The following is a 16,056-nucleotide window of genomic DNA, read 5'->3' as shown; positions in this document are numbered from 1 at the left end:
CTGCGCTCCGTCCTCGACCGGCTCGACTCCGCCGGCATCGAGGCCGACGAGCTCACCGTCCACACCCCCGACCTCGACGACGTGTTCTTCGCCCTGACCACGAACACCAACCAGCCGAAGGAGGCTGTTCGATGAGCTCCCTCTCCCTCGCCCTGCGCGACTCGTCCACGATGCTCCGCCGCAACCTGCTGCACGCGCGGCGCTACCCGTCCTTGACCCTGAACCTGCTGCTCACGCCGATCATGCTGCTCCTGCTCTTCGTCTACATCTTCGGCGACGCCATGAGCGCGGGCCTGGGCGGCGGCGGCCGCTCCGCGTACATCGCGTACATCGTTCCGGGTCTGCTGCTGATGACCATCGGCAGCACCACGATCGGTACGGCGGTCTCCGTCGCCAACGACATGAACGAGGGCATCATCGCCCGCTTCCGGACGATGGCGATCCACCGTCCCTCGGTGCTCGTCGGGCACGTCATCGGCAGCGTCCTGCAGTCGATCTCGAGCGTGGTCCTCGTCGGTCTCGTCGGTCTGGCCATCGGTTTCCGGGCCACGGACGCGACGGCCCTGGAATGGCTCGCGGCGTTCGGACTGCTGGTGCTCTTCGCCCTGGCGTTCACCTGGATCGCCGTCGGCATGGGGCTGATCAGCCCGAACGCCGAGGCCGCGAGCAACAACGCGATGCCGATGATCCTGCTGCCGCTGCTGTCCAGCGCCTTCGTCCCGGTCGACTCGATGCCGGGCTGGTTCCAGCCGATCGCCGAGTACCAGCCGTTCACCCCGGCCATCGAGACCCTGCGCGGGCTGCTGCTCGGCAGCGAGATCGGCAACAACGGGTGGCTGGCCGTCGCCTGGTGCGTGGGTCTGACGGTGCTCGGCTACTTCTGGTCGGCCTCGAAGTTCAACGCCGACCCGCGGTAACCGCCGCCATGACAGCGCGGGCCGACGCGAGGGGCCCGTAGGACACCGGGGTGTCCTACGGGCCCCTCTGTCGTGCGGGTGGGGTCAGGACGCGCCGAAGACCTCGTGGAGACGGTTCGCGAAGGCCGTCGGGTGGGTCTTGAGGCCGTTGTGGCCGCCGGGTACGGACTCCAGCGGGGTCCCCAGCCGGTCGGCGAGGTTCCGGGCGCAGCGGTACGACCAGCTGCTGTCGGAGGGGCGACCGGCCAGCGGGACGACACGGGTGGGGCCCGACCCGAGGGCGTCGAGGTCGGCGTCGGCCAGCAGGTGCCGGCGGTACGAGCCGATCTCGTGGGCGAGGAAGAACTCGATGTTGGCGAGCTGTTCCGCGGTCATGGGGGCCGGTACGACGTCCGGTTCGACGTCCTGGTTGGCCAGGTCGATGTCGTTGAACCGGGCCATGTGGGCGAGCGCGGGGCCCCAGCCGGCGGTGCGGTAGTCGGCCTCGGCGGCGGCGATCAGACCGGCGGCCGCCTCCCGGTCGGCGCCGGTCAGCAGGGCCAGTTCGGACGGCTCGTGGGCGGCGTACACCGACACGAGGTCGGGGCGGGTCGCGGTCAGGTGCAGCCCGATGACGCCGCCGACGCTGTGGCCGAAGAGGAACGAGGGCCCGTCGGAGAGGGCCTCCATGAGCAGCGCCAGGTCCCGGGTGTGCACCTGCGGGCCGAGTTCGGGCGCCGGGTCGCCGACGGCGGAGCGGGACATGCCGCGCCGGTCGTAGGTGACGACCGTGTAGCGGCCGGACAGCCGCTCGACGAGGGCCCCGGTACGGCGCGCGTCGCCACCGCCGCCGTCCATCAGGAAGAGCAGCGGGCCGGATCCGGTCTTCTCGTAGTACAGCTCCGTACCCGGTACCGAGACATGAGCGGAGGTGGTCGTGGTCGTGTTCACCATGCGGGGACTTCCTTGATCGTGACGACGGCGGCGGAGCTGATCCAGCCGGGTCCCTGGGAGAGCAACAGGACGTGGTCACCGGGTGCGAGTTCGCCGGTGCGGACCAGGTGGTCGAGGGAGATGACCAGGTCGGCGGCGCCCACGTGGCCGACGGAACGGCCGTAGTCCCAGCTGGAGCGGGACATCGGGAGGCCGAGGGGGGCCATGACCGAGAACTCGATCATGCGCCCGTCCTGGTTGATGGGGATGACGCGGGCGATGTCGGAGGCGTTCAGCCCGGCGTCGACCAGCGAGCGGTGCACGATGTCGAGGTCGAACTCGCCGATCCGCTCGACGGTCTCGGCGAGGGACATCTCCCGCTCGTTGAACAGCGCGGCCCGCTCGGCGACGGCCAGCTTCTCGCCCGCCCCGTCCTGCGGCGGCAGCAGCGATTCGTCACCGCGGTGCCAGGCCTCCAGTTCGGGCAGGGTCCCGGAGTTGACGGAACGCACCTCGGCGAAACCGTCCTCGCTGCTGAGCACGGCCGCGGCCGCCCCGTCGGCCAGGACGTACGAGTCGCCGAAGCCGCGCCAGCGGTCGATCAGCGGGGTGGAGAAGTTCTGCGCGGTGGTGAGCAGCGCGGTCTCCACCTCGGCGGCGCCGGTCATCTGCCCGACCGCGACCTCCAGGGCGGCGAGCATGCCGTTGCAGCCCTGCCGGATGTGCAGCGACGGGACCCGGCCGACGCCGAGTTCGCGCAGGACGTACGCGGGCGGGTAGGAGCCGTCGGGCCCCTGGTAGTAGACGCCGCTGTGGATGTGGGACTCGACGTCCTCGGCGTCGAGTCCGGACCGTTCCAGCGCCTGCCGGGCGGCGGTGACCGCCATGTCGAGGGCGGCGATCCCGTCCGACACGTGGGTGCCGGTCAGGCCGCTCGCCTTGTAGACCTCCTCGTCGTACCGGCCGTCGGCGACGGCGTCCTCGGCACTCACCCGACGGGGCAGGAACACCCCGAGGGCATTGACGTACACACCTTCCACTCTCACGCCTGGTCTCCTTACCGGCCGAGGATCTGCTGCTTCATGTGGTGGGCCAGCTCAGCGGAGGTGGGCTGGTCGAAGACGACACCGGGCGGCATGCGCAGCGCGGTGGCGTCGTTGAGGGCGTTGCGCAGGGCGAGTGCCGAGAGCGAGTCGAAGCCCATGTCGCGGAACTTGCGGTCGGGGTCGACGGCCTCGCCCGAGCCGTGTCCGAGCACGCTCGCCGCCTGTCCCCGTACGAGGTCCAGGAGAGTCGCGTCCCGGCCCGCGTCGTCGAGGGCGAGCAGCCGCTGCTTGAAGGAGCCGGTCTCGGCCGGGCCCTCCTTGACGGTGCGCCGGACCGGTACGCGGACCAGCCCGCGCCACACGGCCGGCAGCCGGCCCGCCGCCGCGCGGGCGGCGAGCGCCTCGAAGTCCGGCTCGGCGACGAGGACTCCCGCCGCGCCGACGGCGGTCGCGGCCTCCAGCAGTTCCCCGTCGAGGTGCCCGGCGGTACCGGAGGGCACGGCGAGTGCCACGGCGGTGGTGCCGGCGGCGCGGAGGACCCGCGCCCAGCCTTCGAGGAAGGCCGCGGGGGCGCCCTCGTCGGCGGAGAGCATCACGTACGAGGCGTCCGCCCCGGCCGCCTCGCGCAGGGCGAGTGCGGTGCGGGCCGTCCGGGCCGCCGCCTCCTCGGGCCGGTCCGCGTCAGGCGCCGGGTCCACGGCGTGGACGACGGCGGTGAGCGGGCGGTCGACGGGCAGGGCCGCGAGGACGTCCGTCCAGGCCTCCCGGTCGGTGGCGCCGGCCGCGCGGACGACCGCCACGCCGTGCCGTTCGGCGAGGTGACGGGCGTACAGGTCGGCCGCCTCGCCACCGCCGACGACGAGGACGGTGCCCTCGGCGTCGTACGACGGCCAGGCGTCCGGGGTCGCCGGGACCAGCCGGGGCACCTTGAGGGTGCTGCGGCGCAGTGCCACCTGGTCGTTGCCGCCGGCGAGGGCCTTCACGAGGGAACGCCACGAGGCCTTGCTGCCGTCGGTGTCGGCCAGGACGAAGCGCTCGGGCGCCGTCTCCTGGGCGGCGCGGACCACGCCCCACACGGCCGCCGCGGCCGGGTCGCCGCCCTGCGGGGCCGAGGCGGCGGTGGCGTCCTTGGTGAGGAACACCAGCCGGGAGCCGGCGAACCGGGCGTCGGCCAGCCAGGTGCGGACCCGCTGCGCGGCCTCGTCCACGGCACGCCGTACGGCTTCGGCGGTGTCCGCCCCGACGGTCGCGCCGCCGGCCGCCACGGAGACCAGGACCACGTCGGGCGCGGGTGCGCCCTCCGCCTCGATCCGGGCGGCCAGGGCGTCCAGGCCGGGGTGGGCCTCGGCGTAGGTGCCGGCGGCCATCAGGCCGGAGCGGGCACGGAAGGCGTCCTCGCCGACCACGGCCCAGCTCTGCGGGGCCGCCCCGGCCGCCGGGACGGGTTGCTCGTCGGCCCAGTCGACGGTGTGGTGCCCGCCGCGCTGGGCGGCCGCGGCCTGCCGGATCCGCTCCTCGGAGGCGGCTTCGGCGTTCAGTACGACCGCGCCGACGGTGGCCACGGGAGTCCCGCCGCCGTCCGCGATCTCGGCGGCGATGCCGAGGGGTTCGTGGGCGGCGGCCTTGAACCGTACGCGCAGGGTGGTCGCGCCGACGGCGTGCAGGGTGACGTCGCGCCACTGCGCCGCGACGGCCCCCGCCGGGATCCCGGCGAGCGCGGCGGAGCCGAGCGCCGCCTCCAGCAGGGCGGGGTGCAGGCCGTAGCCCGCCGGGTCCTGCCGGTCGCCCTCACCGGGCACGATCTCCGCGTACAGCTCGCCGTCCCGCTGCCAGGCCGCCCGTACGCCGGGCAGCGACCCGGCGGCGAGGGGTTCGGCGTCGAGCGGCGGCCAGACCTCCAGGTTCCAGGCGGGCTCGGTCTCGTCCGCCGCGAGGACGGCCGTGGCGTGCCGGGTCCATGCGGTGCCCGGCGCCCGGCCCTCGCGCCGGGAGTGCACGGACAGCGCGCGCCGCCCGTCGCCGGCGGGCTCGCCGACCTCGACGCGCAGCTGTACGCCGCCGCGCCGGGGCACGACCAGGGGCTCGTGGAGGGTGAGTTCGTCGACCCGGGCGGTGCCCGCCTCCTCGCCGGCCCGCAGGGCGAGCTCCAGGAAGGTGGCGCCGGGCAGGGTCCGCGCGTCGCCGAGCCAGGGCTGCGCGGCGGGGGAGAGCCGCCCGGTGTAGAGCAGCGATCCGGAACCGGGCAGCTCGACCGCCGACCCGAGGAGCGGGTGCTCGGCCGTGCCGGGCCCCAGGTCGGAGACGGCGGCGGTGGGCGCGTGGGCGGCGGAGAGCCAGTAGTGGCGGCGCTGGAAGGCGTAGGTGGGCAGGTCGACGAAGCGCTCGGCGGCCGGGAGCTGCGGGGTCCAGTCGACGTCGACGCCGTGGGTCCAGGCCTGCCCGAGGGAGAGGAGGAAGCGCTCCAGCCCGCCCTCGTCGCGGCGCAGGGAGGGAACGGCGGCGGCGATGGCGCCGGCGTTCATCGCGTCGAAGGTCTCCTGGAGACCGATGGTCAGCACCGGGTGGGCGCTGGACTCGATGAAGGTGGTGAAACCGTCAGCGAGCAGGGCGCGGGTGGTCTTCTCGAACTCGACGGTCCGGCGCAGGTTCCGGTACCAGTACCCGGCGTCGAGCGCGGCCGTGTCGATCACCTTGTTGGTGACGGTCGAATAGAACGCCACCTCCGGGACGCGGGGGCTGATCGGGGCGAGGAGGTCGGCGAGCTCGGCCTCGATGGACTCCACGTGCGGGGAGTGCGAGGCGTAGTCCACGGCGATCCGCCGCGACCGCACACCGTCGGCTTCCAGCACCGCGACCAGCTCGTCGAGCGCACTGTTCGTACCGGAGACGACCGTCGAGGACGGACCGTTGACCGTCGCCACACCCAGGTCGTCGGGCCACCGCGTCAGGTACGGACGCACCGCGTCGGCGGGCAGGGCCACCGACAGCATCCCGCCCCGGCCCGCCAGCGCGATGATCGCCTGGCTGCGCAGGGCGACGACAAGGGCCGCGTCTTCGAGGGACAGCGCACCGGCCACGGCAGCGGCCGCGATCTCGCCCTGCGAGTGACCCACCACCGCGTCCGGCCGGACACCGTACGAGCGCCACACCTCGGCAAGGGACACCATCACGGCCCACAGCGCGGGCTGGATGACGTCCACCCGCTCCAACAGACCCTCCGGGTCCCCGTCGAGCAGCACCCGCAGCAGATCCCAGTCCGTGTACGCGGACAGCGCCCGCGCGCACTCGTCGAGCCGGGCCCGGAACGCCGGCGACTCGGCGTACAGACCCGCCGCCATCCCGATCCACTGCGAACCCTGCCCCGGGAAGACGAACACCGTACGGCCGGTGACCGCTTCACCGGTGACCACCGGGCCCCCGGCGTCGCCCGCGGCGAGGGTGCCCAGGCCCGCGAGGAGCTCCGTACGCCCGCCGCCGACCACGACCGCCCGGTGGTCGAAGCGCTCGCGCGTGGCGACCAGGGCCGCGCCCACGGCACCGGGGCCGGCCTGCGGGTTGCGCTCCACGAACGCCGCGAGGCGGACGGCCTGTTCGCGCAGCGCGTCGGGGCTCTTGGCGGAGACCACCCACGGCAGCACGGCCGGCGCTTCGGTCTCCGGCGCCTCGGAGGCCGGGGCCGCCTGCGCCGGGGCCTCCTCGATGATCATGTGGGCGTTGGTGCCCGAGATGCCGAAGGAGGAGACGGCGGCACGGCGCGGCCGGTCCAGCTCGGGCCACGCTCGCTGCTCGGTCAGCAGCGAGACGGTGCCCTGTGACCAGTCCACGTGCGGGGTCGGCTCGTCCACGCCGAGCGTCGACGGGAGGACGCCCTCGCGCAGGGCCAGCACCATCTTGATCACGCTGGCGGCGCCGGAGGCGGCCATGGTGTGGCCGATGTTGGACTTCAACGAGCCGAGCCACAGCGGCTGTTCGGCCGTGTGCTCCTGCCCGTACGTCGCGATCAGCGCCTGCGCCTCGATCGGGTCACCCAGCTTCGTGCCCGTGCCGTGCGCGTCGACCACGTCGACATCGGCACCCGTCAGGCCCGCGTTGGCCAGGGCCTGGCGGATGACGCGCTGCTGCGACGGCCCGTTCGGGGCACTCAGCCCGTTGCTCGCACCGTCCTGGTTGATCGCCGAACCCTTGATCACGGCGAGCACCGGGTGCCCGTTGCGGCGGGCGTCGGAGAGGCGCTCCAGGATCAGTACGCCCGCGCCCTCGCCCCAGGCCGTGCCGTCGGCCGCGGCCGCGAAGGCCTTGATGCGGCCGTCGGTGGCCAGGCCGCGCTGGCGGCTGAACTCGGTGAACATGCCGGGCGTCGCCATGACGGAGACGCCACCCGCGACCGCGAGGGAGCACTCGCCACCGCGCAGGGACTGCGCGGCCTGGTGCAGGGCCACGAGCGAGGAGGAGCAGGCCGTGTCGACGGTGATCGCGGGGCCTTCGAGGCCGAGGAAGTAGGCGAGTCGGCCGGAGATGACGCTGGTGGTCTTGCCGGTGAGCAGCAGGCCGTCGACTCCTTCCGAGGCCTCGTGCATGAGCGATCCGTACTCCTGGAAGAGCGCGCCGACGAACACGCCGGCCTGGCTCCCCTGCACCGACTCGGGGCGGATGCCCGCCCGTTCGAAGGCCTCCCAGGCGGTCTCCAGGAGCAGCCGCTGCTGCGGGTCCATGGCGAGGGCCTCGCGGGGCGAGATCCCGAAGAAGTCGGCGTCGAACTCGGCGGCCTCGTAGAGGAAGGAGCCCTTGCGGACGTAGCTCTTGCGGGAGCGGTCGGGGTCGGCGTCGTAGAGGGCCTCCAGGTCCCAGCCGCGGTCGGCGGGCAGGTCGGAGGCGGTGTCGGCGCCCGCGCTGAGCAGTTCCCACAGTTCCTCGGGCGAGGAGACCCCGCCGGGGAGCCGGCAGCCGAGTCCGATGATCGCGATGGGATCGTCGGCGGTGCCGGCGTCCGTTCCGGCCGCGCCGGACACGGGAGCCTGACGTACGACGGCCGGGGCCGCCGTGGTGTCCTCGACTCCGAGGAGGCCGCGCAGGTAGGCGACCATCGCGTCCGGGGTCGGGTGGTCGAAGACGGCGGTGGCGGACAGCCGCAGCTTGGTGGCCTCGCCGAGCCGGTTGCGCAGTTCGACGGCGGAGAGGGAGTCGAAGCCGAGGGTCTTGAACTTGCCGTCCGCGCGGATCGACGCCGGTGAGGCGTGGCCGAGCACGGTCGCCGCGTTGGTCCGTACGAGGTCCAGCAGGGCCCGGTCCAGGTCTCCGCCGGTGAGCCCGGCGAAGCGGTTCCCGGCGGCCTGGGCCCCGGCGGCCGGGGTGGCCGACGCGGCGGCCCGGCGGGCCGCGCGGGCGCGGACGAGCCCGGAGAGCACGGGTGCCAGAGAGCCGTTGTCGGCCTGGGTGCGCAGCCGCGCGAGGTCGAGTCGGGCCGGGACGAGGGCCGCGCCGGGGTCGGTGAGGGCCCGGTCGAAGAGGGCCAGGCCCTCGGCGGAGGCCAGCGGCACCAGGCCGGCGCGGGTCATGCGGGCGAGGTCGGCCTCGTCCAGGTCGCCGGTGAGTTCGCTGCGCTGGTCCCAGAAGCCCCAGGCCAGCGAGGTGGCCGGGAGGCCGGCGGCCCTGCGGTGCGCGGCGAGGGCGTCCAGGTAGACGTTGGCGGCCGCGTAGTTGGCCTGGCCGGCGCCGCCGATGGCGCCCATGACGGAGGAGAAGAGGACGAAGGCGGCGAGGTCGGCGTCCCGGGTCAGCTCGTGCAGGTGCCAGGCGGCGTCGACCTTGGGGCGCAGTACGGAGTCCACACGCTCGGGGGTGAGCGCGCCGACCGTGCCGTCGTCGAGCACACCCGCGGTGTGGACGACGGCGGTGAGCGGCCGCTCGGCGGGGACACCGGCCAGCAGCTCCGCGAGGGCCTCGCGGTCGGCGGTGTCGCAGGCCGCGAGGGTGACGGTCGCGCCGAGGCCCTCCAGCTCGGCCCGCAATGCGGCGGCGCCGGGCGCCCGCTCGCCGCGTCGGCTGGTCAGCAGCAGGTGCCGGGCCCCGTACGAGGTGACGAGGTGGCGGGCGAACAGCGCGCCGAGGGTGCCGGTGCCGCCGGTGACCAGGACGGTGCCCTCGGGGTCGAGAGCGGGCGGCACGGTCAGGACGATCTTGCCGACGTTCTGGGCCTGGCTGAGGAAGCGGAAGGCCTCCGGGGCGCGGCGGACGTCCCAGGCGCGTACGGGCGAGTGGCGCAGGGCGCCGGCCTCGAACAGCGCGACGATCTCGGTGAGCATGTGCCGGAACCGGTCGGGGTCCCGGTGCGCGACCTCGATGAGGTCGAACGCCTGGTACTCGACGCCCGGGTGGGCGGCGGCCACCTCGGCCGCGTCACGGATGTCGGTCTTGCCCATCTCGACGAAGCGGCCGCCGCGCGGCAGCAGCCTCAGCGAGGCGTCCACGAACTCCCGGGCCAGGCAGTCGAGTACGACGTCCACGCCGCGGCCGCCGGTCGCCTCGCGGAAGCGGTCCTCGAAGTCGAGGGTGCGGGAGGAGGCGATGTGCGCGTCGTCCAGGCCGGAGGCGCGCAGCGCGTCCCACTTGCCGGGGCTGGCCGTGCCGTAGACCTCGGCGCCCAGGTGCCGGGCGAGCTGGACGGCGGCCATGCCGACACCGCCGGCGGCGGCGTGCAGGAGGAGGGTCTCGCCGCCGCGGAGCCCGGCGAGTTCGACCAGGCTGTGGTAGGCGGTGCCGAAGACGATCGGCATCGCGGCGGCGTCCTCGTACGACCAGTCGTCGGGGATCCGTACGACGAGCCGGTGGTCCACGACCGACACGGGCCCGAAGGAGCCGGGCAGCATGCCGGTGACGCGGTCGCCGACGGCGAGGCCGGTGACGTCCGCACCGATCTCGGTGACCACGCCCGCGCCCTCGGTGCCCATCGACGCGTCGCCCGGGTAGACGCCGAGCGCGATCAGCACGTCGCGGAAGTTGAGCCCGGCCGCGCGGACCGCGACGCGGACCTCCAGCGGCCCGAGCGGGGCCACGGCCTCGGCACTGGGGACGAGGGTGAGTGCTTCGAGCGTGCCCCGGGCCGTGACGTCCAGGTGCCAGGGCTCGCCCCCGGCGGGCGGGAGCAGCGTGTCGGCGCGGCCGGCGGCACGGGCGAGGCGCGGGACGAGGACCTGTCCGGCGCGCAGGGCCAGCTGCGGCTCGCCGGAGGCGAGCGCGGCCGTGAGGGCTGCGGCGGAGGCCGGGTCCTCGTCGAGGTCCACGAGCACGAAACGGCCGGGGTTCTCGGTCTGCGCGGTGCGCAGGAGTCCCCATACGGCCGCGTGCGCGAGGTCCTCGGGCGCGGCGGCGGGGTCGGTGGATACGGCCCCGCGGGTCGCGAGGACCAGGCGGGCGTCGGCGAAGGCGTCCTCGCCGAGCCACTCCTGGACCACGGCGAGCGCCCGGTGGACGGCGGCGCGGGCGGCGCCGGGGGTGAGCCGGTCCTGGTCGGAGGTGAGGTACAGCAGCGCGTCGCTGTCGGCGGCGCGCTCCCGCGCGTCGCGGAAGGCGGCGAAGTCCGCCCCGACGACCACGCACGGCCGGGTGTCCGCTTCCTGCGCGGGGCGCGCCGGAACCCAGTCGAGGTGGTAGAGCGCGTCGTCGGCGCCCCCGGAACCCTGCCCCAGCTGGGTCGGGTCCACGGCCCGCAGGGCGAGGGAGTCGACGGAGGCGACGGGCTGCCCGGTCGCGTCGGTGATGTGGAGGGCGATGCTGTCGGCGCCGACGGGGCTGATCCGCACCCGGACGCTCGTCGCACCTGTCGCGTGCAGTCGCACGCCGGACCAGACGAACGGCAGCCGGGGCGCGGGCAGTTCGGTGCCCGGGGTCAGCAGACCGGTGTGCAGGGTGGCGTCCAGCAGCGCCGGGTGGACACCGAAACCGTCGACGTCGCCGTGCTGTCCCTCGGCGAGGGCTATCTCGGCGAACACCTCGTCGCCGAGCCGCCAGGCGGCCCGCACGCCCTGGAACACGGGCCCGTACTCGTACCCGGCCACGGCCAGCGCCTCGTACAGACCGCTGATGTCGGTCCGCGTCGCCCCGACCGGCGGCCAGGCGGCGTCGGCGGGCGCGGCGGGGATGTCGCCGTGGCCCAGCTCGCCGGTGGCGTGGCGGGTCCAGAGGGCGCCCTCGGTGTCGGGCCGGGAGTGGATGCCGATGCTGCGACGACCGTCCTCGTCGGCCTCGCCGACCTCGACGCGCAGGAGCACCGCGGTGGTGCCGGTGAGGACGAGCGGAGCCTGGAGGGTGAGCTCCTCCAGGACATCGCAGCCGGTCTCGTCGGCTGCGTGCAGCGCGAGGTCGACGAAGGCGGTACCGGGCAGCAGGACCGTCCCGGAGACGGCGTGGTCGGCGAGCCACGGGTGGGTGGCGAGGGACAGCCGCCCGGTGAGGATCGTGCCGTCGGAACCGGCCAGGTCGACGACGGCGCCGAGCAGGGGGTGCTCGGCGGTGGCGAGGCCGGCGGTGGACACGTCGCCGGTGGTCTTGACGGGGTCGAGCCAGTAGCGGGAGCGCTGGAAGGCGTAGGTGGGCAGGTCCAGGGGCTGTTGCGGCTCCGGAAGGACTGCGGACCAGTCGACGTCGACGCCGTGGGTCCAGGCCTGGCCGAGGGAGAGCAGGAACCGCTCCAGCCCGCCCTCGTCACGCCGGAGGGAGGGCACCGCGAGCGCGGTCGTCGCGTCGGCGGCCTCGAAGGTCTCCTGGAGACCGATGGTCAGCACCGGGTGGGCGCTGGACTCGATGAAGGTGGTGAAACCGTCAGTGAGCAGGGCACGCGTCGTCTTCTCGAACTCGACGGTCTGGCGCAGGTTCCGGTACCAGTAGCCCGCGTCGAGGGCTGCGGTGTCGATGACCTCGTTGGTGACGGTGGAGTAGAAGGCCACCTCCGGCACGCGCGGCGTGATCGGCGCGAGCAGGTCGGCGAGCTCGGCCTCGATGGACTCCACGTGCGGGGAGTGCGAGGCGTAGTCCACGGCGATCCGCCGCGACCGCACACCGTCCGCGTCGAGGACGGCGACGAGCTCGTCGAGCGCGCTGTTCGTACCGGACACGACCGTCGAGGACGGACCGTTGACGGTCGCGACACCGAGGTCATCCGGCCAGCGCGTCAGATAGGGGCGCACAGCGTCGGCGGGCAGGGCCACCGAGAGCATGCCGCCCCGGCCCGCCAGCGCGAGGATCGCCTGGCTCCGCAAGGCCACCACCAGAGCGGCGTCGTCCAGGGACAGGGCCCCGGCGACGGCAGCGGCCGCGATCTCACCCTGCGAGTGGCCCACCACCGCGTCCGGCCGGACACCGTACGAGCGCCACACCTCGGCGAGGGACACCATCACCGCCCACAGCGCGGGCTGGATCACGTCCACCCGCTCCAGCAGACCCTCCGGGTCGCCCCGGAGCAGCACCTCCAGCAGATCCCAGTCCGTGTACGCGGACAGCGCCCGCGCGCACTCGTCGAGCCGGTCGCTGAACACCGGCGAGGCCTCGTACAGCCCCGCCGCCATGCCGATCCACTGCGAACCCTGACCCGGGAAGACGAACACCGTGCGGCCGGTGACCGCTTCACTTGTCACCCCTGTGCCCGCGGTCAGCGCGTCCAGGAGCTCCCGGCGGGTGCTGCCGACCACGGCCGTGCGCTGCCCGAAGGCCGTGCGGTGGGCGGAGAGGGCGGTTGCGACGGCGCTCGGCGTGAGGTCGGAGGCGTTCTCCACGAACTCGGTGAGTCGGGCCACCTGCTCGTGCAGCGCCTCTTCGGTCCGCGCAGACAGGATCCACGGCACCACGCCGCTCCCGGACGCCTCGACGGTGTCCGTCGCCGGTGCCTGCTCCAGGATCATGTGGGCGTTGGTGCCGGAGATTCCGAACGAGGAGACGGCCGCGCGGCGCGGCCGGTCCAGCTCGGGCCATGCCTGCTGCTCGGTGAGCAGCGACACGGCTCCCTGCGACCAGTCCACGTGCGAGGTCGGCTCGGCGACGTTCAGCGTCTGCGGAAGGACTCCCTCGCGCATCGCCATGACCATCTTGATGACGCCGCCGACACCGGCCGCCGCCATCGTGTGCCCGATGTTCGACTTGAACGACCCCAGCCACAGCGGACGCTCCGCCGAGTGCTCCTGCCCGTACGTCGCGATCAGCGCCTGCGCCTCGATCGGGTCACCCAACTTGGTGCCCGTGCCGTGCGCCTCGACGACGTCGACATCGGCACCGGTCAGACCGGCGTTCGCCAGGGCCTGGCGGATCACTCGCTGCTGGGAGGGGCCGTTGGGGGCGCTGAGGCCGTTGCTCGCGCCGTCCTGGTTGATGGCGGAGCCCCGGATCACGGCGAGGACCGGGTGCCCGTTGCGCTGTGCGTCGGAGAGGCGCTCCAGCAGGACCAGGCCGGCGCCCTCGCTCCACGCGGTTCCGTCGGCCGTCGAGGAGAACGCCTTGCAGCGGCCGTCCTCCGACAGACCCTGCTGACGGGAGAACTCCACGAACATGCCCGGTGTGGACATGACCGTGGCGCCACCGGCGAGCGCGAGCGAGCACTCGCCGCTGCGCAGCGACTGGGCCGCCAGGTGCAGGGCGACGAGGGAGGCGGAGCAGGCCGTGTCGACCGTGACGGCCGGGCCCTCCAGGCCGAGGGTGTAGGAGATGCGGCCGGAGGCGACGCTCGCCGTGTTGCCCGTCAGGAGGTAGCCCTCCGTGCCGGCGATCGGCTCGGCGAGCCGCGTCCCGTACTCCTGCGTCATCGCGCCGACGAAGACGCCCGTCCGGCTGCCCTTCAGCGACTGCGGAACGATCCCGGAGCGCTCCAGCGCTTCCCAGGCCGTCTCCAGCAGCAGCCGCTGCTGCGGGTCCATGGCCAGCGCCTCGCGCGGCGAGATCCCGAAGAACTCCGCGTCGAACTCATCGGCTTCGTGCAGGAAGCCGCCGTAGCGGGCATACGTCTTGCCCGACAGACCGCGCTCGGAGTCGTACAGGCCCTCCGCGTCCCAGCCGCGGTTCCCGGGCCAGGCACCGATCGCGTCCCGGCCCTCGGCGACCAACTGCCACAGGCCCTCCGGGGAGACGACCCCACCCGGGTAGCGGCAGGCCATGCCGACGATCGCCAGCGGCTCGTCGGAGCCGGAAGCGGCGTCGGGGAGATCGAGCTCATCGGTGGTGCCGAGCAGCGCCGTCACGATGTGGCGGGCCAGCACGAGCGGGGTCGGGTAGTCGTAGACGAGCGAGGAGGGCAGGGCGACGCCGAGGTCGGCGGCCAAGCGGCTGCGCAGCTCGACGGACGACAGGGAGTTGTGGCCCAGTTCCTTGAAGGGCAGGGCGGGGTCGATCACCTCGGAGGCGTCGTACTCCAGCACGTCGGCGGTGTGGCGGCAGATGAGGTCGGCGATGAGCGTCTCGCGCTGCTTCTCGCCCAGCCCGCGCAGTCGGCCGGCCCAGGTCGTCTCGTCCTCCTCGACCTCGTCGATCTCCGGCTGCGGAGCGGGGGCGGCGGACACCTGGGGAGCGTCGGGGACGTCGACCCAGTAGCGCTTGCGCTGGAAGGCGTACGTGGGCAGCTTGACGCGGGTACCGCCGGGCAGGAGGGCGGTCCAGTCGACGTCGGTGCCGGAGCAGTACGCGGCCCCGAGCGCGCGGAGCAGGCTGCGCGGCTCGTCGCCCTGGGCCTTGAGCAGCGAGGCGGCGACCGGCGCCTCGAGGCTGTTCTGGACCAAGGAGGTGAGCACCGGGTCCGGTCCGAGTTCCAGGTAGGTCGTGATGCCCTGCGCGTTCAGCGTCTCGATGCCGTCGTGGAAGCGGACGGCACCGCGAATGTGGCGGGCCCAGTAGGCGGGGTCGGTCAGCTCCTCTGCGACCCGGCCGGTCAGGTTCGAGATGACCGCGATCTGCGGCTCGTTGAACGTCAGCGAGGCAATGCGCTCCTCGAACTCCGCGAGGACCTCGTCCATGTGCGCCGAGTGGAAGGCGTGCGACACCGTCAGCCGCTTGACCTTGACCCCACGGCCCCGGAACAGCGCCTCGATCTCATCCGCAGCCTCCACATCACCGGAGACGACGACGGCGGAAGGACCATTGACGGCAGCCAGGGACAGACCTTCGCCCAGCTCGGGCAGTACGTCGGCCTCGGGCGCGGCGATGGCGACCATGGCACCACCGGAACGGGCGGCCTGCATCAGCCGGCCGCGGACGGCGACGAGCGCGCAGGCGTCCTCCAGGGAGAACACCCCGGCCGCGTACGCAGCGGTCACCTCGCCGATCGAGTGCCCGATCAAGGCGTCGGGCTGCACGCCGAGGGACGAGACGAGGGTGAAGAGCGCGGACTCGACGGCGAACAGGGCGGCCTGGGTGAACTGGGTCTGGTCCAGGACCGGATCGCCCTCGAAGACGACCGCCTTCAGCGACCGGCCTAGGTGCACGTCCAGATACGCACAAGCAGCATCGAAAGCCTCGGCGAACACCGGGAAGGAGGCGTAGAGCTCCCGGCCCATACGGGCCCGCTGGCTGCCCTGCCCCGTGAACAAGAACGCCGTCCCGGCCGCACCCGCAGCCCGACCGCCCTGAACCGCGACGAGACCCTCGTTCAGCTCGGCGCGGTCCGCGCCCACGACCACCGCGCGGTGCTCGAAGACCGTACGTGTGATCGCCAGCGAATAGCCGACGTCCAGCAGCGACCCACCCTCGAACGCAGCAAGGTTCGCGGCCTGCGCACGCAGCGCCACAGCCGTCTTGGCGGAAACCACCCACGGCACCAGCGCCGGATCCGCAACCGGCTCACGCTCAACCCCGGCAGTGTTCGTCAGGATCAGGTGGCAGTTCGTCCCGCCCATCCCGAACGACGACACACCCGCAATACGCCGTTCCTGATCCCACACGTCCGTCTGGGTCTGCACCCGCAGGTTCAGCGCGTCCAGATCGATCGCAGGATTCGGCGACTCGAAATTCAGACTCGCCGGCACCACACCGTGCCGCACCGCCAGCGCCGCCTTGATCAGCCCGACAACGCCCGCCGCACCCTCCAGATGCCCGACATTCGTCTTCGCCGAACCCACCACCAGAGGCTTGACACGCCCCTCGGCATTCCCGACCACCGCGCCCAGAGCCGCCGCCTCGATCGGGTCCCCGAGAGCGGTGCCGGTCCCGTG

Annotated in this window: 4 protein-coding genes and 1 pseudogene; 2 read left to right on the top strand and 3 right to left on the bottom strand. The window is 73.5% G+C overall.

Features of this window, described 5'->3' with window-relative positions; genetic code table 11:
• Positions 1-135: pseudogene (locus tag ACFYYJ_RS41195) on the top strand (ABC transporter); the annotation flags it as partial.
• Positions 132-917: an ABC transporter permease gene (locus ACFYYJ_RS41190; protein WP_389140095.1), complete on the top strand. Its 786-nt coding sequence runs from the start codon at positions 132-134 to the stop codon at positions 915-917. The pseudogene ACFYYJ_RS41195 and the gene ACFYYJ_RS41190, both read left to right, overlap by 4 nt.
• A gap of 84 nt (positions 918-1,001) precedes the next feature.
• On the opposite strand, the gene ACFYYJ_RS41185 is transcribed toward ACFYYJ_RS41190, so the two are convergent.
• The 3 genes from ACFYYJ_RS41185 to ACFYYJ_RS41175 all read right to left on the bottom strand — a co-directional run.
• Complete coding sequence (locus ACFYYJ_RS41185; protein WP_389140092.1) at positions 1,002-1,850, bottom strand: alpha/beta fold hydrolase; 849 nt, start codon at positions 1,848-1,850, stop codon at positions 1,002-1,004.
• Positions 1,844-2,875 carry a ketoacyl-ACP synthase III family protein gene (locus tag ACFYYJ_RS41180; RefSeq protein WP_385133276.1) on the bottom strand — a complete coding sequence of 344 codons (1,032 nt, stop codon included), beginning with the start codon at positions 2,873-2,875 and terminating at the stop codon, positions 1,844-1,846. The genes ACFYYJ_RS41185 and ACFYYJ_RS41180 overlap by 7 nt, the downstream gene beginning before the upstream one ends.
• Before the next feature lie 11 nt (positions 2,876-2,886).
• A partial coding sequence (locus ACFYYJ_RS41175) for an SDR family NAD(P)-dependent oxidoreductase (RefSeq protein ID WP_389140089.1) occupies positions 2,887-16,056 on the bottom strand: 13,170 nt, incomplete at its 5' end.

Source organism: Streptomyces sp. NPDC002467, assembly GCF_042889825.1.
Classification (GTDB): Bacteria; Actinomycetota; Actinomycetes; order Streptomycetales; family Streptomycetaceae; genus Streptomyces.
Note: the sequence above shows the minus strand (reverse complement) of the source record. Positions and strands in the feature narration are given on the sequence as shown.

Bases quoted from the DNA above. Each gene is read 5' to 3' on its own strand.
- ACFYYJ_RS41190 (WP_389140095.1), top strand. From the start codon at position 132: ATGAGCTCCCTCTCCCTCGCCCTGCGCGACTCGTCCACGATGCTCCGC.
- ACFYYJ_RS41185 (WP_389140092.1), bottom strand. From the start codon at position 1,850: ATGGTGAACACGACCACGACCACCTCCGCTCATGTCTCGGTACCGGGT.